The 15,967-nt window shown below is 70.6% G+C and carries 19 protein-coding genes; 11 read left to right on the top strand and 8 right to left on the bottom strand.

Features of this window, described 5'->3' with window-relative positions; all coding sequences use genetic code 11:
• Positions 1 to 31: 31 nt before the first annotated feature.
• Entirely contained in the window at positions 32 to 688 is a 657-nt protein-coding gene (locus tag EDD92_RS08550; RefSeq protein ID WP_123963750.1) for a cysteine hydrolase, read from the top strand.
• Here the strand turns inward: EDD92_RS08550 and EDD92_RS08545 are convergent.
• On the bottom strand, positions 675 to 1,157 hold the full coding sequence (locus EDD92_RS08545) for a Rieske (2Fe-2S) protein (RefSeq protein WP_123963749.1): 483 nt from the start codon (positions 1,155 to 1,157) through the stop codon (positions 675 to 677). The genes EDD92_RS08550 and EDD92_RS08545 overlap by 14 nt on opposite strands.
• A 155-nt stretch (positions 1,158 to 1,312) precedes the next feature.
• Between EDD92_RS08545 and EDD92_RS08540 the strand changes: the two genes are divergently transcribed.
• The 7 genes from EDD92_RS08540 to EDD92_RS08510 all read left to right on the top strand — a co-directional run bounded on the left by EDD92_RS08540 (position 1,313) and on the right by EDD92_RS08510 (position 7,445).
• Complete coding sequence (locus EDD92_RS08540) at positions 1,313 to 2,077, top strand: HipA family kinase (RefSeq protein ID WP_123963748.1); 765 nt, start codon at positions 1,313 to 1,315, stop codon at positions 2,075 to 2,077.
• Entirely contained in the window at positions 2,074 to 2,523 is a 450-nt protein-coding gene (locus EDD92_RS08535) for a DUF3037 domain-containing protein (protein WP_123963747.1), read from the top strand. The genes EDD92_RS08540 and EDD92_RS08535 overlap by 4 nt, the downstream gene beginning before the upstream one ends.
• A 157-nt stretch (positions 2,524 to 2,680) precedes the next feature.
• A complete protein-coding gene (gene fabG, locus EDD92_RS08530; RefSeq protein WP_123963746.1) occupies positions 2,681 to 3,442 on the top strand; it encodes a 3-oxoacyl-ACP reductase FabG in 762 nt (253 codons plus the stop codon).
• A gap of 13 nt (positions 3,443 to 3,455) precedes the next feature.
• Positions 3,456 to 4,217, top strand: coding sequence for an SDR family oxidoreductase (locus EDD92_RS08525; RefSeq protein WP_099927307.1), 762 nt, complete (start codon positions 3,456 to 3,458; stop codon positions 4,215 to 4,217).
• A gap of 212 nt (positions 4,218 to 4,429) precedes the next feature.
• Complete coding sequence (locus EDD92_RS08520) at positions 4,430 to 6,013, top strand: ABC transporter substrate-binding protein (RefSeq protein ID WP_123963745.1); 1,584 nt, start codon at positions 4,430 to 4,432, stop codon at positions 6,011 to 6,013.
• A 104-nt stretch (positions 6,014 to 6,117) separates the two neighbouring features.
• A complete protein-coding gene (gene ung, locus EDD92_RS08515; RefSeq protein ID WP_030927687.1) occupies positions 6,118 to 6,801 on the top strand; it encodes a uracil-DNA glycosylase in 684 nt (227 codons plus the stop codon).
• Between the two features lie 122 nt (positions 6,802 to 6,923).
• Positions 6,924 to 7,445 carry a hypothetical protein gene (locus EDD92_RS08510; protein WP_123963744.1) on the top strand — a complete coding sequence of 174 codons (522 nt, stop codon included), beginning with the start codon at positions 6,924 to 6,926 and terminating at the stop codon, positions 7,443 to 7,445.
• Positions 7,446 to 7,472: 27 nt separating this feature from the next.
• Here the strand turns inward: EDD92_RS08510 and EDD92_RS08505 are convergent, their stop codons facing one another.
• Positions 7,473 to 7,943: a hypothetical protein gene (locus EDD92_RS08505; protein WP_123963743.1), complete on the bottom strand. Its 471-nt coding sequence runs from the start codon at positions 7,941 to 7,943 to the stop codon at positions 7,473 to 7,475.
• A 113-nt stretch (positions 7,944 to 8,056) separates the two neighbouring features.
• Positions 8,057 to 8,569, bottom strand: coding sequence for a DinB family protein (locus EDD92_RS08500; protein ID WP_123963742.1), 513 nt, complete (start codon positions 8,567 to 8,569; stop codon positions 8,057 to 8,059).
• Positions 8,570 to 8,873: 304 nt separating this feature from the next.
• Between EDD92_RS08500 and EDD92_RS08495 the strand changes: the two genes are divergently transcribed.
• Positions 8,874 to 9,779: a Gfo/Idh/MocA family protein gene (locus tag EDD92_RS08495; protein WP_123963741.1), complete on the top strand. Its 906-nt coding sequence runs from the start codon at positions 8,874 to 8,876 to the stop codon at positions 9,777 to 9,779.
• Here EDD92_RS08495 and lnt read toward each other — a convergent pair.
• Positions 9,703 to 11,295 (bottom strand): apolipoprotein N-acyltransferase, encoded by a 1,593-nt coding sequence (gene lnt / locus EDD92_RS08490; protein ID WP_123963740.1) that lies wholly within the window; start codon positions 11,293 to 11,295, stop codon positions 9,703 to 9,705. The genes EDD92_RS08495 and lnt overlap by 77 nt on opposite strands.
• A gap of 70 nt (positions 11,296 to 11,365) precedes the next feature.
• Positions 11,366 to 11,851, bottom strand: a complete 486-nt coding sequence (locus EDD92_RS08485; protein WP_123963739.1) for a nuclear transport factor 2 family protein — start codon at positions 11,849 to 11,851, stop codon at positions 11,366 to 11,368.
• A 152-nt stretch (positions 11,852 to 12,003) separates the two neighbouring features.
• Between EDD92_RS08485 and EDD92_RS08480 the strand changes: the two genes are divergently transcribed.
• A complete protein-coding gene (locus EDD92_RS08480; RefSeq protein ID WP_123963738.1) occupies positions 12,004 to 12,984 on the top strand; it encodes an MsnO8 family LLM class oxidoreductase in 981 nt (326 codons plus the stop codon).
• 27 nt (positions 12,985 to 13,011) lie between these two features.
• Here EDD92_RS08480 and EDD92_RS08475 read toward each other — a convergent pair whose 3' ends face one another.
• Positions 13,012 to 13,623: a TetR/AcrR family transcriptional regulator gene (locus EDD92_RS08475; protein ID WP_123970322.1), complete on the bottom strand. Its 612-nt coding sequence runs from the start codon at positions 13,621 to 13,623 to the stop codon at positions 13,012 to 13,014.
• Positions 13,624 to 13,755: 132 nt separating this feature from the next.
• Between EDD92_RS08475 and EDD92_RS08470 the strand changes: the two genes are divergently transcribed.
• Complete coding sequence (locus EDD92_RS08470; protein ID WP_123963737.1) at positions 13,756 to 14,673, top strand: alpha/beta fold hydrolase; 918 nt, start codon at positions 13,756 to 13,758, stop codon at positions 14,671 to 14,673.
• Positions 14,674 to 14,683: 10 nt separating this feature from the next.
• On the opposite strand, the gene EDD92_RS08465 is transcribed toward EDD92_RS08470, so the two are convergent.
• On the bottom strand, positions 14,684 to 14,863 hold the full coding sequence (locus EDD92_RS08465; RefSeq protein WP_123963736.1) for a hypothetical protein: 180 nt from the start codon (positions 14,861 to 14,863) through the stop codon (positions 14,684 to 14,686).
• A 160-nt stretch (positions 14,864 to 15,023) separates the two neighbouring features.
• Positions 15,024 to 15,899 (bottom strand): undecaprenyl-diphosphate phosphatase, encoded by an 876-nt coding sequence (locus EDD92_RS08460; protein WP_123963735.1) that lies wholly within the window; start codon positions 15,897 to 15,899, stop codon positions 15,024 to 15,026.
• Positions 15,900 to 15,967: the final 68 nt, after the last annotated feature.

Below are 15,967 nucleotides of genomic sequence, written 5' to 3'. Positions count from 1 at the left end.
CGCTCCGGACCGCCGCCGACGAGGGGGAACCGTGCCGTCGTACGAACAGCTCAGCGAACTCCTCGACCCGGCGACCACCGTGCTGCTGACCGTCGAGTGCCAGCAGGGGGTCGTCGGCCCGGACGGCGCGCTGCCCGAACTCGCCCGCGAGGCACGCTCCTCGGGGGCCCTCGCCAATGTCGCGCGGCTGGTGGCGGCCGCGCACGCGAGCGGGATCCAGGTCGTCCACGCGATCGCCGAGCGCCGCCCCGACGGCCGCGGCGCCAACCGCAACGCCCGTCTCTTCCGCGCCGCCGAACGCCTCCCCGTGCAGCAGCTGTCCGGCACGCCGGCGGTGCGCGTCGCCGCCCCGATCCAGGTCACCGAGGAGGACCTCGTCGTACGACGGCTGCACGGACTGTCCCCGGTCCAGGGCACCGACGTCGACGCGCTGCTGCGCAACCTGGGCTGCCGCACGCTGGTCGTGACCGGCGTCTCGGCCAACGTGGCGATCCCCAACGCCGTGTTCGACGCCGTGAACCGCGGCTACACCGCCGTCGTGCCGTCCGACGCCATTGCGGGAGTGCCCTCCGACTACACCCCCGCGATGATCCGCCACACCCTCGCGCTGGTCGCCACGGTCGCGACCACGGACGAGGTGCTGGGCTGCTTCGAACGGCCCCTGCGCAGGCGGATCACGCCAGGGTGATCGAGTCCCCGCTTACGGTGATCTTCTCGGCGGGCAGGGGCTGGGTCGCGGGACTCTTCTTGACACTGCCGTCGGCCACGGAGAACTCGCTCTTGTGGCACGGACAGACGATCACGCCGTTGGCGATCTCGGCCACCGCGCAGCCCTGGTGCGTGCACTTGGACGAGAACGCCTTGTAGGTGCCCGCCGTCGGCTGGGTGACCACCACGCCCTGGTCCTTGAAGATCTTGCCGCCGCCCACCGGGATCTCCGAGGTCTTGGCGAGGACGGTGCCGCCGGAGCCGGACGAGGCGCTTGAGTCGCCGCCGCTCGCGTTGGCGCCCGCCTGGGTGTCCGAGGACGAGGAGCCGGTGGACCCGTCGTCCGATCCGCACGCGGTCAGCGCGACGGCGAGCCCCGTCGCGCCCACCGCCGCCACGACAGTACGGCGGCCGGGTGCCGGAACGGGATGAAGCGGTTCGCTGGTCATGCTGACGTTCCCTTCCATGCAAGCTTCGAAGATCTGTCCAGGGGTACGGTCGCCGAGCAACGGTTGTTCAGACGACGTCGAGAGCTTGACGTGTTCGGGATCAGGGGGAGGTAAGCCAGAGCTGTCGTTTCGCTGTCGGCCAGTAACCTGGGGCGATGCTCAAGGAAGTCATCGCGACCCGCTACATCACGCCCCTGCGGGAGGGTGGATCGCTGCCGGGACTCGTCGAGGCCGACGACTTCGGGACCTACGTCCTGAAGTTCACCGGCGCGGGACAGGGCCGCAAGACACTGGTCGCCGAGGTCGTCTGCGGCGAACTCGCCCGCCGGCTCGGCCTGCGGGTGCCGCGGCTCGTGACGGTCGGCCTCGACCCGGTGCTGGGGCTCGGCGAGCCCGAGCAGCAGGTGCAGGATCTGCTGCGGTCCAGCGGCGGCACCAACCTCGGGATGGACTTCCTCTCCGGCGCCCTCGGCTTCGACCCGCTCGCCTTCGCGGTGAGCCGCGAGGAGGCCGGCCGGATCGTCTGGTTCGACGCCCTGGTGAACAACGTCGACCGCTCCTGGCGCAACCCCAACCTGCTGATGTGGCACGGCGATCTGTGGCTCATCGACCACGGCGCCACCATGATCTGGCACCACAACTGGCCCGGTGCGGAGGCCTCCGCGGGCCGTTCCTACGACGCCTCGGACCATGCCCTCGCCCGCTTCGCGCCCGATCTCGCGGGCGCCGCCACCGAGTTGGCGCCCCGCGTCACCGAGGAGCTCCTCACCGAGGTCACTGCCGAGATCCCGGACGCCTGGCTGGCCGGCGAACCCGGCTTCGACACCCCGGACGACCTGCGGCGGGCCTACGCGCGGCCGCTGCTGGCCCGGGCCGCCGTCGTCCACGAGCGCGTCACCGGAATCGAGGAGGGCAAGTGAGCGAGCGCCACATCCACATGGCCGGCTCGGTGGTCGAGCGGCACATCATCCGCGGTGGGCAGGGCGGCGACCGGGACGTCTTCGAGTACGCCCTGCTGCGCGTCGTTCCGCGTGTGGTGCGCGGCGAGTGCATCAACGCCGGCGTGCTCGTGTACTGCCGCGCGAAGGCCTACGTCGGCGCCCGCACCCACCTCGACGAGGCGCGGCTGCTGGCCCTCGACCCGGCGGCGGACGTGGCCGGCATCCGGGCCGCCCTCGGGGCCGTCGAGCGCGTGTGCGGCGGCGGGGACGCGGCGGGGCAGGCCGCGGGCGACGACGCCGGACGGCGCTTCCGGTGGCTGATTGCGCCGCGTTCCACGGTCGTCCAGCCCGGTCCGGTGCACACTGGGCTCACCGCCGATCCGGCGGCCGAGACGGAGCGCCTGCTCGACCTGCTGGTGAGGTAATGGATCACACCCGCGCCGCGTGCCGTTGACACCGAGTGCCAGGCCTTCTAGCGTCACGTCTGCCGAAGGTACTAAGCGGTCGCTCACCGAGCGGGCGTACTGACGACGGACGTACTTTCAAGCGGGCGTACTTTCTCGAGGGCGAGGAGAAGCAGCAATGTCCACCACTGAGCAGCGGGTCGCTGTGGTCACCGGCGGAGCGCGCGGCATCGGCGCCGCCACCGCCGTACGACTGGCCGCCGAGGGCCGCGCGGTCGCCGTGATCGACCTCGACGAGGCCGCCTGCAAGGACACCGTGGAGAAGATCACCGCGGCGGGCGGCAAGGCCCTCGCGGTCGGCGCGGACGTCTCCGACGAGGCGCAGGTCGAGGCCGCGATCGCGCGCGTCGCCGCGGAGCTGGGCGCCCCCACGATCCTCGTCAACAACGCGGGCGTGCTGCGCGACAACCTGCTGTTCAAGATGAGCGTCTCCGACTGGGACACCGTCATGAACGTTCATCTGCGCGGCGCCTTCCTGATGTCGAAGGCCTGCCAGAAGCACATGGTCGACGCGGGCTTCGGCCGGATCGTCAACCTTTCCTCCTCCTCGGCGCTCGGCAACCGCGGCCAGGTCAACTACTCCGCCGCCAAGGCCGGCCTGCAGGGCTTCACCAAGACCCTCGCCAAGGAGCTCGGCAAGTTCGGCATCACCGCCAACGCCGTCGCCCCCGGCTTCATCGCCACCGACATGACCGCCGCCACCGCCGCGCGCGTGGGCATGGGCTTCGAGGACTTCAAGGCCGCGGCCGCCACCCAGATCCCCGTGGCGCGGGTCGGCGAGCCCGACGACATCGCCAACGCCATCGCCTTCTTCACGGGCGAGGCGGCCGGGTTCGTCTCCGGCCAGGTGCTGTACGTCGCCGGCGGACCGCTCGACTAGGAGAACACGGACCATGACTGAACTGCCCGCCCTCTCCGGCAAGGTCGCCCTCGTCACGGGCGCCAGCCGAGGCATCGGCTACGGCGTCGCCGAGGCGCTCGTCGCCCGCGGCGACCGCGTCGCCATCACCGGACGCAACGAGGACGCCCTCAAGGAGGCCGTCGACAAGCTCGGCGCCGAGCGCGTCATCGGCATCGCCGGCAAGGCGCACGACCTGGAGCACCAGGCCGAGGCCGTCGAGCGCACCATGGAGGCCTTCGGCCGCGTCGACTACCTGGTCAACAACGCCGGTACCAACCCGGTCTTCGGCCCGATCGCCGACCTCGACCTGAACGTGGCCCGCAAGGTCTTCGAGACCAACGTGATCTCCGCGCTCGGCTTCGCGCAGAAGACCTGGCACGCCTGGCAGAAGGACAACGGCGGCGCGATCGTCAACATCGCCTCCGTCGCGGGCCTCGCACCCTCGCCCTTCATCGCTGCGTACGGCGTCAGCAAGGCCGCGCTGATCAACCTGACCCAGCAGCTGGCGCACGAGTTCGCGCCCAAGGTGCGGGTCAACGCGATCGCCCCGGCCGTGGTGAAGACCAAGTTCGCGCAGGCCCTGTACGAGGGCCGGGAGGCGGAGGCGGCCGCCGCCTACCCGCTGGCCCGGCTCGGCGTGCCCTCCGACATCGGCGGCGCCGCCGCGTTCCTCACCTCCGAGCAGTCCGCCTGGGTCACCGGCCAGACGCTCGTCGTCGACGGCGGCATCTTCCTCAACGCCGGCGTCGCCTGACGCAAGCCGCCCCGGCCGTAACGATCGGGTGCACAAGGGTGCCGTTTCCTTGACGGAAACGGCGCCCTTGTCGTCGTACAGGAGGTGCACAGCGGAATGACAACGTCGTCATGAAGAAGCTGATCAAGGCCCCTGTACCGACCGGGTTCAACCCTGGTTGCACTGCGGTATGGTCTGCCGACCCTTGGTACGGCAGATCGAGGAGCGAGCGCGTGTTCAACCGGAACCGAGGCCTGCGGCAAGCGGCAGCCATCGCGTCCATATCGTCGCTGATGGCGGGGTGCGGCGTCCTCTCGTCGGACTCCTCCGACAGCAAGGGCCCCATCGTCGTCGGCACGACCAGCGCGCCCAGCACACTGGATCCCGCCGCCTCCTGGGACCAGTCCTGGGAACTGTTCCGCAACATTTACCAGACGCTGCTCGGCTACCCCTCCGGAGCGACCACACCGCAGCCGGACGCGGCGGACAGCTGCCGCTTCTCCGACAGCTCGAACACGACGTACACATGTGAGCTGCGCGAGGGTCTGAAGTTCTCCAACGGGCACCCGCTCGACGCCAAGGCCGTCAAGTACTCCATCGACCGGATCCTGAAGATCAACGTCAACGGCGGGCCCGCCGGCCTGCTCGGCAGCCTCGACCGGGTGCAGGCGCTGGGCGACCGGGAGGTCGTCTTCCACCTCAACAAGCCCGACGCCACCTTCCCCTTCGTGCTCGCCACCCCCGCCATGTCGATCGTCGACCCCGCGGAGTACCCCGAGAGATCCCTGCGCAAGGACGACGGCATCGACGGCTCCGGGCCGTACACACTCCAGTCGTACGAGGACGGCAGGAAGGCCGAGCTCGTCAAGAACGACAGCTACAAGGGCTACGCCCAGCGCAAGAACGACGCGGTGACCATCCGCTACTTCCAGGACTCGTCCACCATGGTCACCGCGCTGAAGGACAAGCAGGTCGACGTCGCCTTCCGCGGCCTCAACGCGAACGACATCGTCGACCTCCAGCGCCATGACGCGGGCGGGAACCTCCAGCTCATCGAGGGCTCCGGCATCGAGATCAACTACCTGGTGTTCAACCCGAAGGACTCCTGGGCCGGCAAGACCGCCGTCCGCAAGGCGATCGCCCAGCTCGTCGACCGCGGCGCGATCGCACACAAGGTCTACAAGGACACCGTCGAGCCGCTGTACTCCATGGTCCCCAAGGGGCTGACCGGGCACACCACCGACTTCTTCGACGACTTCGGCAACCCCAGCACCTCCAAGGCCCGCAAGATCCTCGCGGACGCCGGCATCACCCGGCGTGTCCCGCTCACCCTCTGGTACACCACCGACCGCTACGGCTCCTCCACCAAGCTGGAGTTCGCGGAGATCAAGCGCCAGCTGGAGGACTCCGGCCTGTTCACGATCACCCTGAAGAGCCGCCCCTGGAAGACCTACGTGAAGGGCTACCAGAACGGCGAGTACCCGGTGTTCGGGCGCGGCTGGTTCCCCGACTTCCCGGACCCGGACAACTTCATCGCGCCGTTCGTCGGCAACCAGAACGCGCTCGGTACGCCCTATCCGGCGCCCGAGATCACCGGGAAGCTGCTGCCCCGCTCCCGCAGCGAGAGCGACCGAGCCAACGTGGTCTCGGACTTCGAGCAGGCCCAGCAGATCCTGGTGAACGACGCACGTCTGCTGCCGCTGTGGCAGGGCAAGCAGTACGTGGCCGCGAGCGAGGACATCTCCGGCGCGGAGCAGGCGCTGGACCCGTCGACGATCATGCTGATGGGGGAGCTGTCCCGCAAGACCAGCTGGTAGACGGTGCACTTCGGTGAGCTCGGGGTCGTTGTCAGTGGTCGCCTGTAGGTTCTGGTCCTGGAAGCGACCGCACCCGGTTTACCGCACATCGTAAGGAAGTTGACGTGACCGACATCGCCATGCTGCCCGAGTCCTGGCGCGGGGTCCTGGGCGACGAGCTGCAGCAGCCCTACTTCAAGGAGCTCACGGAGTTCGTCGAGGAGGAGCGGGCGAAGGGTCCCGTGTACCCGCCGCGCGAGGAGGTCTTCGCCGCGCTGGAGGCCACACCGTACGACCAGGTGAAGGTCCTGGTCCTCGGCCAGGACCCGTACCACGGGGAGGGACAGGGACACGGCCTGTGCTTCTCGGTCCGTCCGGGCGTCAGGACCCCGCCGTCGCTGCGCAACATCTACAAGGAGATGAAGGAGGAGCTCGGCCTGCCCGTCCCGGACAACGGCTATCTGATGCCGTGGGCCCAGCAGGGCGTGCTGCTGCTCAACGCCGTGCTCACCGTGCGCGGCGGCGAGGCCAACTCGCACAAGGGCCGCGGCTGGGAGAAGTTCACCGACGCGGTGATCCGCGCAGTGGCCGACCGGCCCGACCCGGCGGTCTTCGTGCTGTGGGGCAACTACGCGCAGAAGAAGCTGCCGCTGATCGACGAGACCCGGCACGTGGTGGTCAAGGGCGCCCACCCCTCCCCGCTGTCCGCGAAGAAGTTCTTCGGCTCCCGCCCGTTCACGCAGATCAACCAGGCCGTGGCCCTCCAGGGCCACCAGCCGATCGACTGGACCATCCCGAACCTGGGCTGACCACCCCGCCGGGCCGGTTCCGCACCGAATCGGCCCGGTGCCGCCTGACCGGGATTGCCGCGGACGGCGGTTAGCGTCGGTCGGGACAGCCGACCAGCCGGCGAGTGTGTGCGGAGGACGCGGTGGCCAACGGACAGGAGCAGGCGGCGCCGGACGCCGTGATGACGCGGATCGGGCAGGTCGTCATGCTGCATCACGCAGGCGACCGCGAGGAGGCCCGGCACCGCTTCCTCCAGCTGTGGGCGGAGATCGGCGGGGACGGCGACCCGCTGCACCGCTGCACCCTGGCCCACTACATGGCCGACACCCAGGACGACCCCGCGGACGAACTGGCATGGGACCTGCGGGCTTTGACCGCAGCCGAGGAACTCACGGGCGACCGCCTCGGCGAACACCAGGACACCCTCGCGGTCCGCGCCCTCTACCCCTCGCTGCACCTGAACCTGGCGACCGACTATGTGAAGCTCGGCCGCAGCGGCGCCGCCCGCACCCATCTGCGCCATGCCCGTCGCGCGGCCGGGGCACTGGCGGACGACAGCTACGGGGACGGGGTGCGGGCGGCGATCGGGCGGCTGGAACTGCGGCTGGGGGAGGAGAGCCCGGACGGCGACGGACGGTGGGGGCCGCCACGACAGCGGCCGTAGGACCTGTCCTGAGCGGTTACCGCCACCTCAACTCCCGTACGTCTGCTTGCAGATGACCGCCTCCGGACTGTCCGCCCGCCAGCCCCCGTACGTCCGGCCGAGGGCGCACACGTCCGTGTTCTTCGCGTTCTTCGGGACCGGCTCGTACACGTCCGGGACCTCGACGCGCGGCCGCCCATGGTGCCCGGGCTCCGGATGCGGCGGCCGGGGACGGGGCCGCGGATGCGAGTGAGGCGCCGCCGGGTGCCCGGCCGACGGACCCTGCCGCTCGGGTGGCTTGCGCTCCGGCCGCCCGGTCGGGGCGACCCCCTCCAGCGCCTCATGGACCGGCGCCTGCACGATCTGCGGAGTCCCCTGGTCGTCCGGGTACGGCGCCGAGGGCGGGGACGGTGCCGGCGGCGGGCCGGACGCGGGCGGGCGCTGGATCGTCACACAGCCGGCGAGGGCCGAGACGGCCACGGTGACCAGGAGCGTTGCGGTGGTCGTCGTTCGATGCACCCGCGCAACGATGTCGGCTCGGGCGGTCCCGGGGGGCAGCGTATGAGCGAAGGATGCCCCGCGCGGGTGATCTCCCGCCCCGTACGGGGGCCGGGCGCGCGCTCCGGGTGACGTCAGTCGCCCGTGGCACCGTCGATGCGTTCGCGGAGCAGGTCGGCGTGGCCGTTGTGCCGGGCGTACTCCTCGATCATGTGGGTGTGGATCCAGCGCAGGTTGAAGCGCTCACCGGTGCGCCGGTGCCTGCCCTTGGAGGTGTCGTCCAGGGCGAAGCGTGCCGCGTTGCGCCGTGCGGCCTCGATCTCGGCCTGCCAGGTGGCGTACGCCTCCGCCCAGGTGTCGGCCTCGGTGAGGCGGAACTCGCCGTCCGGGTCCTCGTCGCTGTAGTAGATCGGGCCCGCGTCCTCGTCCGCGAGGACCCGGCGGTACCAGGAGCGCTCCACCTCGGCCATGTGCCGCACCAGCCCCATCAGGGACAGTGTGGACGGTTCCACGGAGGCGGTCCTGAGCTGCTCGTCGGTCAGGCCCTCGCACTTCCAGGCGAGGGTCTGGCGGTGGTAGTCCAGCCAGCCGTCCAGCATGGTGCGTTCGTCGGCGGTGGTCGCGGGTTCACGGCGCTCGGTCGTCATGACCGCATCCTTTCCCAACGGATCCGGACCGGCCACGAGTTTTCAGCGGCCTAGCGTGCCGAGCATCCGGTCAGGACCGCCTCGCCGTCCACCCGGCCGCCCGGCTGACCTGTACGACCGCCATCGTGCGCCACGCCGTCAGGACCGCGCGCCTCACCATGACGAGTACCCGGGGCGCGACGGCTGTGCGCAACACCGCGATCGCCGCACTGTCCAAGGAGCGCCGTAGCCGGCCGGCGGCCGCCGCAGCAGCCGTATGCTTCCGGCAGGACCCCGGCAGGCAACCGCTAGAGGAGACCACCCCGTGAAGGTCGGCTGCATCGGACTCGGCGACATCGCGCAGAAGGCCTACCTTCCGGTGCTCGCAGGTCTCCCCGGGATCGAGCTGCACCTGCACACGCGTACGCCCGCGACGCTCGACCGGGTCGGCGACAGCCTCCACCTCCCGGCGGACCACCGTCACACCACCCTGGACGCGTTGCTCGCCCAGGACCTCGACGCCGCCTTCGTGCACGCCCCCACCATCACGCACCCGGAGATCGTGACCCGGCTGCTGGAGGCGGGCGTGCCGACCTACGTCGACAAGCCCCTCGCCTACGAACTCGCCGACTCCGAGAGGCTGGTCGCGCTCGCCGAGGAGCGCGACGTGTCGCTCGCGGTCGGCTTCAACCGGCGCTTCGCACCCGGGTACACGCAGTGCGCCGAGCACCCCCGTGAGCTGATCCTCATGCAGAAGAACCGCATCGGGCTGCCGGAGGAGCCGCGCTCGATGATCCTCGACGACTTCATCCACGTCGTGGACACGCTGCGCTTCCTGGTGCCGGGGCCCGTCGACGACGTGACGGTACGCGCGCGCGTGGAGGGCGGTCTGCTGCACCATGTCGTGCTGCAGCTGGCCGGGGACGGGTTCACCGCGCTGGGGGTGATGAACCGGCTCAGCGGTTCGGCGGAGGAGATCCTCGAGGTGTCCGGGCAGGACACCAAGCGGCAGGTCCTCAACCTTGCCGAGGTGATCGACCACAAGGGCCAGCCGACCGTGCGGCGGCGCGGGGACTGGGTGCCGGTGGCCCGGCAGCGCGGCATCGAACAGGCGGTGCTGGCCTTCCTCGACGCCGTACGGGCGGGGAAGGTGCTCAGCGCCCGGGACGCACTGGCGACTCACGAACTGTGCGAGCGGGTGGTACGTGCGGTTGAGGACCGGGCCGCCTGAGCCGGACCGCCCGGGCGCCCTCGGCCGCGCACCACACGGCGAGGATCAGCAGCGCGGCGTGCACCGGCCAGTCGCCGTAGCGGACGTATGGGGTGGTGCCGTGGGCCAGCGGAATGTCATATACCACTGCCGCGCTGGAGTCCGTCCCCATCCAGGACCCCAGCCGCTGCCCGCTCGCCCCGTACACGGCGGAGACCCCCGTCAGCGTCGCGTGCACCATCGGCCGCCCGGTCTCCGCGGCACGCAGCGCGGCCAGCGAGGCGTGCTGCTCGGGCGCCCAGCTCTGCTGGAACGTCGATGTCGCCGACTGCGCTATCAGCACCTCGGCGCCGTCCTGGGCGAGATGGCGGCTCATGTCGGGGAACGCCGACTCGAAGCAGACCATCGGGCCGATGCGCAGCCCGTGTCCGGCGTTCATCACCACCTGCTCCGAGCCGCGCCTGCGGTCCTCGCCGGCCGCCTTGCCGACGGAGGTCACCCAGCCCAGCACCGAACGGAAGGGGACGTACTCGCCGAAGGGCACGAGCCGCATCTTGTCGTAGCGGTCGCCGGTCAGCCCGTCCGGGCCGACGAGCACCGAACTCTTGTAGATGCCGGGTTTGTCGGAGCGCCGTGCATCCACGTTGACCAGGATGTCGGACCCCGTCTCGCGGGAGCGGGCCGCGATGCGTTTCGCGAGGTCGGGGCGTTGGCCGAGGTCGAAACCGACGCTGCTCTCGCCCCACACGATCAGGTTCGGGTGCTGCGCGGCGAGCTGTCGGGTGAGCTGCTCCTCGCGGTCGAAGCGCTTGCCGGCGCCGTCGATGACGCCCGGCTGTACGACGGCAATCCGCACCCGGCCGTCGACGTCCGGACGCGGTGCCCATGCCCAGGCCGCCGAGGTCGCGGCGGCGGTCGCGACCAGGCCCGCCATGGCCGGAACCCAGACCGCAGTGGTATGTGACATGCCGCTGACCCGCGGCACCACCAGCCCGGCGAAAGCGACATTGACGGCCACCACCAGGAAGCTGAGCAGCCACACCCCGCCGACCGACGCGAGCCGCAGCGCGGGTTCCACCTGCCACTGACTGGAGCCGAGCATGCCCCACGGGCCGCCCAGCCCCTGCCAGGAACGCACGAGCTCCACCATCAGCCAGGCCGACGGCAGCACGACGAGCGCGGCCAGGCCGCGCCCCGGCCCGGGCCCCCCGCCGCCCAGGAAACGCCGCACCAGCCAGCCCCACGGCGCCCACAGCGCCCCCAGCAGCGCGGCGATGAGGAAGATGAACACGTGCAGGCTCGGCAGCAGCCAGTGGTGCACGGCCACCATGTAGCCGAACCCGCCGCACCAGCCGTCGTAGGCCGCGCGCTTCCCGGTGGGCGCGGAGCGGACGAGCGCGATCCAGGGGACCAGCGCGACGCAGGCGAACCACCACAGCGACGGGGCGGGGAACGCGAACACGGGCAGGGCGCCCGCCAGCGCGGCGATCGCCGAGCGCCGCCACGGGGAGGCGAGCCACGGACCAATGGTCTTCATACGGCACCTCCCTACCCGGCGGTGGCTCCAGTGTGCGTGCTTTCGTTGATCGTGGACAGAGGGCCCCGGATCACTCGGTCGCGGGGGCCACACGCGGCTCGGGAAGGCGCCGCCACTTCTCCTCCACGACGACCTCGCGCAGCCGCCAGCCGTCGTACGTCCGCAGCAACCCGAAGGCGTACCGGCCGCCGCACACGAAGTCGGGCGCGGCCGTTCCTCCTCCGTCCGCCGTGAACCGCATCGGGTTCACGTAGTCGGCGCGCACGCGCGCGGTGTCGCCGATGTCCTGCTCCAGCATCCCGAACCGCACCCGCCGGTTGACGATCAGATGCTGCCGCATCGGAAACAGCAGCATGCTCTCGGCAAGCCACGCGGCGACCTGTCCGGCACCTCCCTCGATGCCTCCGGCCGAGCGGTAGTCCGCGCGTCCGTCGGGCGTGAACAGCCCCCGGTACGCCTTCCAGTCACCGTCGTCCACGGCCGCCGCGTAGTCGGTGACCACTTCGTCGACGGCCAGCCGGTCCATCACGGTCGCGAGCTCCACGCGCTGCGTCATCGGCTCAGTGTTGGGCATGGGACGTGCCGGGCCAAGGGGGTGTGCGACGACGACACAACTTCGTTGTCAGCGCCGTCCAACTTCCTTGCCCGCGCCCGCCGTTCGACGTCCGTCGCGTCCGGGTGCCGAACGGCGATTCCTATACTGACCGAATGATCACCATTCCGATCGGCGCGCTCGAAGTGGCCATGGTCCAGTCCGGGGCCAGGGCCGCGGACACGCTACGGGACACCGCCGAGTTCGCCCGGCGCATCGAAGACCTCGGGTACCTGCGGCTCTGGTACGCCGAGCACCACCACTCCCCGGCCATCGGAGCGTTCCCGCCCGTTGTGCTGACCGCGCACGCGGCCGCGCTGACGTCGTCGCTGCGCCTCGGTTCCGGGGGCGTGCTCGCCCCGAACCACGCGCCGATCATGCTGGCGGAGCAGTTCGGCACGCTGGCCGCGCTGCACTCCGGCCGGATCGACGTGGGCATCGGCCGCGGCCCGGGCACGTTCGACGAGCCGACGGCGCGGGCCCTGCGGCGCGGAGCCGGGCCGGCAACGGACGACGAGTACCGGGACGACGTTTCGGCGACTCTGCGTTTCCTGGTGGACGAGGTTGCGCTCGGCCCGCTCCCGGAGCCGTGGCTGCTTGCGTCGAGTACGGCCGGTGCGGCGCTGGCCGCGGAACTCGGACTGCCGATCGCCTTCGCCCATCACATCCGACCGGACAACACCCTCGCCGCACTCGATCACTACCGGGCGCATTTCTCCCCGTCCCGCTGGTGCGAGCGCCCCCGGGTGCTGATCTGCGTGGAAACGGTGTGCGCCGAGACGCAGCAGGAGGCGGCCCGGCTGGCGGGCCCGATGGATGTCGTCAAGGCCGGTCTCCTCAAGGGACGGGGCGACATCCCCTTCCCCACCCCCGAAGGGGCGGCCGCCCACTCGTTCACCGCGGAGGAAGAGCGGGCACTGTCCGGCTTCCGCGCCCAACAGGCCCACGGCGCACCCGACATCGTCGCGAAGCAGCTGGCGGACCTGGTGGAGGTGACCCGCGCGGACGAACTCATGCTGGTGACGCCCGTCTACGCGTTGGCCGCACGCCTGCGGTCGTACGAGCTCGTCAAGGAGCATGTCGCTCCGACCGTGTGAGCCGGGAAGAGCGCCGCCGAACGGTCGTCAACGAGCCGTGTCCTGGAAGATCCGGTCCAGGTGGTGGTGCAGGACTTCGGCGGCAGCCCCTGGACTGCGCTGGCCGACGAGGACGCTGGTGCCGAGCCCCGCGGACATGGCGAGCAGGCTGACCGCCTCCATCCGCGCGTCCACGCCGGGGCGCAGGAGACCCGCCTCCCCGGCCTGCCGGAGGAGCGTGGTCAGGGCCTCCTCTGCGGCATCGGGGTCCTTGATGAAGGGCTGGGCGGCGAGCGCCTCGTCGGTCACGGCCAGAACGGCGTACGAGGTGAAGAGGAGGTGGAACGCGCGGCTCTCCTCGTCGGCCGGCAACGCCGCCATCAGCAGCGCCTCCGCCATCGCCCGCGGGCCCGGACCGTCACCCGCCGCGGCGACCCGGGCGGCGACCCGCTCCCCGAACCTCTCCACCAGCTGCTGCAGGCCGAAGAGCAGCAGCTTCTCCTTGGTCTCGAAGTAGTACTGGACCAGCCGCAGCGACACGTCGGCCTCGGCGGCCACATCGCGCATCCCCACGGCGTGCAGCCCGCGTCGCCCGGCCACCCGGATGAGCGCCTGGGCGATCTCGGTGCGTCGTTGTGCGTGGTCCACACGCTTCGGCATGGCCTCTGCCTCGCCCTCGTCCAGCTGGGCAGCCCGCCGGCCGGGCCACGTCCTCCCCACCATGGTACAGCCGTACCAAATAAATGGTACGGTCGTATCACGAACAGGGGATCGCTTTGGAGGTGGCCATCCGTGCCCGAGACCACGACCCGTGACCGTGCCCGTCCCGATGTCGGGCACTACGTCAACGACGGCCTGCGCGACCGCTACTTCGCTGCGTGCGACGCCCTGTACGCCATGGGCGCGCAGGCGGTCGCGGAGACAGACGTGGAGACCAGCTTCGGTACGACGCACGTCTACCGGTATGGCCCTGGCGACCCGGCGGGCGAGTCCCGCGTCCCGGTCGTCCTCGTGCACGGCGCCGGCAGCTGCTCCGCGATGTGGTACCCGAACACCCCGGCGCTCAGCGCCGAACGGCCCGTCTACGCGATCGACACCCCCGGAGACCCGGGCCGCAGCGTGCAGCGAGAGGCCATTCACCAGCCAGAACGAGCCGCGCAGTGGCTCGACGAGACGCTCGCCGAACTCGGCCTGGACCGCGTCCACCTCGTCGGTTCCTCGTACGGCGGATGGCTCGCCCTGAACCAGGCGCACCGCAGGCCCGAGCGCCTCGCCTCGGTCACCCTGCTCGACCCCGGCGGTCTGGAGAAGGTCGGACTGCGCTTCTTCGTCTGGATCTTCGTGAGCCTGTTCGCCACCTTCGCGCCCAAGGCTCTGCGCCCGCGACTTGCGCGCTGGCTCGAGCAGCCGGTCCTGATCGTGCCGGAACTGCGCTCGATGGTCAGGCTGGGCGTCCGCGCCTATCGCATACGGCGCCCGGCTCCACTGCCTCTGTCCGACGCCGAGCTGTCCGCCGTACGCATCCCGCTCCATCTGGTGCTCGGCAAGCGCAGCCTGCTGGTGCACCCGCGGCGGCAGGTGGAGCGGGTGCCGCGTCTGGTGCCGGGCGCTCGGGCCGAGATCGTCTCAAGCACCGGTCACGGACCGCAGATCGACCATGCGGACAAGGTCAACCGCCTGATGCTGGACTTCATGGACGACGTCGGCTGACGTCTCCCCTTCAGGCCGCCTCGATGACGTCGCTCTGGATCGCCGCCGCCCACTCGACCACCAACAGCTCGTACTCCGCGCGCTCCTGGGCCGACAGAGAACCGCCCGCGCGCATCCACAGCGCACGGATCTGCTCGTTGACCTCGGCGGCGGAACGCACGGAACCAGGGGTTGAGGTATGGGGGGACATGCGCACAAGCCTAGGGGCAAGCACTGACAGTGCGCTACCGGACGGCTACCCATGCCGTATGTCATTGGTCACGGATTTTCGCGGGGTCGCTCGGAGTGGCAACTTCCGTATCGCGGCGGAGCGTTGAGGTCCGCAGTCCCGCCGGAGCGCCGGGCCCTGGTCAGCCCGCCGACTCTGCCGCGTGCGGGCTCAGTGCGCCCGTCGTGACCAGGGCGATGATGACGATGCCGAGCGCGATGCGGTACCAGACGAAGGGCATGAAGCTCTTCGTCGAGATGAACTTCATGAACCAGGCGATGACGGCATACCCGGTCGCGAAGGCGATCACCGTCGCGAACAGCGTCGGTCCCCAGGAGACATGGTCGCTCTCCAGCGCGTCCTTCGTCTCGAACAGGCCCGACGCCAGCACCGCAGGGATCGCGAGGAGGAAGGAGTAGCGGGCCGCGGCCTCGCGCTTGTAGCCCATGAACAGGCCGCCGCTGATGGTGGCACCGGAGCGGGAGACGCCCGGGATGAGGGCTGCCGACTGGCACAGGCCGAAGATCAGGCCGTCCTTCACGCCCAGGTTCTCGAGCGTCTTGCGCTGCTTGGGTGCCCGGTGTCGGCCGCCGGTCTCGTCGCGCGCCGCGAGCCGGTCGGCGATGCCGATGACCACACCGATGACGATCAGCATCGTCGCGGTGATCCGCAGATCGCGGAACGGCCCCTCGATCTGGTCCTTGAACAGCAGGCCGAGCACGCCGATCGGGATCGAGCCGACGATCACCAGCCAGCCCATCTGCGCATCGTGGTTGTCGCGCATCTCCCTGTTCACCAGCGAGCGCGCCCAGGCCGAGATGATCCGCCCGATGTCCCTGCGGAAGTAGATCAGTACGGCGGCCTCCGTGCCGATCTGCGTGATCGCCGTGAAGGCCGCGCCAGGGTCCTTCCAGCCCGAGAAGGCGGCGGTCAGCCGCAGATGCGCGCTGGAGGAGACGGGGAGGAACTCGGTCAGCCCCTGGACGAGTCCGAGGATGAGGGATTCAAGCCAAGACATGGATGTACGGCGTCCAAGTGCTGATCGTGGCAGGCGCGACGGGACGTCACGCCGGCGGGCGTCGTGAT

Source organism: Streptomyces sp. TLI_185, from assembly GCF_003814765.1.
In the GTDB taxonomy this organism is placed as follows: domain Bacteria; phylum Actinomycetota; class Actinomycetes; order Streptomycetales; family Streptomycetaceae; genus Streptomyces.
The sequence above is the reverse complement of the archived record's forward strand: the minus strand, read 5'-3'. Positions and strand labels throughout refer to the sequence as shown.

Excerpts from the sequence above, each read along its gene's own strand:
- EDD92_RS08545 (WP_123963749.1), bottom strand. The coding sequence starts at position 1,157 with ATGACCAGCGAACCGCTTCATCCCGTTCCGGCACCCGGCCGCCGTACT.
- EDD92_RS08540 (WP_123963748.1), top strand. The coding sequence starts at position 1,313 with ATGCTCAAGGAAGTCATCGCGACCCGCTACATCACGCCCCTGCGGGAG.
- fabG (WP_123963746.1), top strand. The coding sequence starts at position 2,681 with ATGTCCACCACTGAGCAGCGGGTCGCTGTGGTCACCGGCGGAGCGCGC.
- EDD92_RS08525 (WP_099927307.1), top strand. The coding sequence starts at position 3,456 with ATGACTGAACTGCCCGCCCTCTCCGGCAAGGTCGCCCTCGTCACGGGC.
- EDD92_RS08500 (WP_123963742.1), bottom strand. The coding sequence starts at position 8,569 with ATGACGACCGAGCGCCGTGAACCCGCGACCACCGCCGACGAACGCACC.
- lnt (WP_123963740.1), bottom strand. The coding sequence starts at position 11,295 with ATGAAGACCATTGGTCCGTGGCTCGCCTCCCCGTGGCGGCGCTCGGCG.
- EDD92_RS08485 (WP_123963739.1), bottom strand. The coding sequence starts at position 11,851 with ATGACGCAGCGCGTGGAGCTCGCGACCGTGATGGACCGGCTGGCCGTC.
- EDD92_RS08480 (WP_123963738.1), top strand. The coding sequence starts at position 12,004 with ATGATCACCATTCCGATCGGCGCGCTCGAAGTGGCCATGGTCCAGTCC.
- EDD92_RS08475 (WP_123970322.1), bottom strand. The coding sequence starts at position 13,623 with ATGCCGAAGCGTGTGGACCACGCACAACGACGCACCGAGATCGCCCAG.
- EDD92_RS08465 (WP_123963736.1), bottom strand. The coding sequence starts at position 14,863 with ATGTCCCCCCATACCTCAACCCCTGGTTCCGTGCGTTCCGCCGCCGAG.
- EDD92_RS08460 (WP_123963735.1), bottom strand. The coding sequence starts at position 15,899 with ATGTCTTGGCTTGAATCCCTCATCCTCGGACTCGTCCAGGGGCTGACC.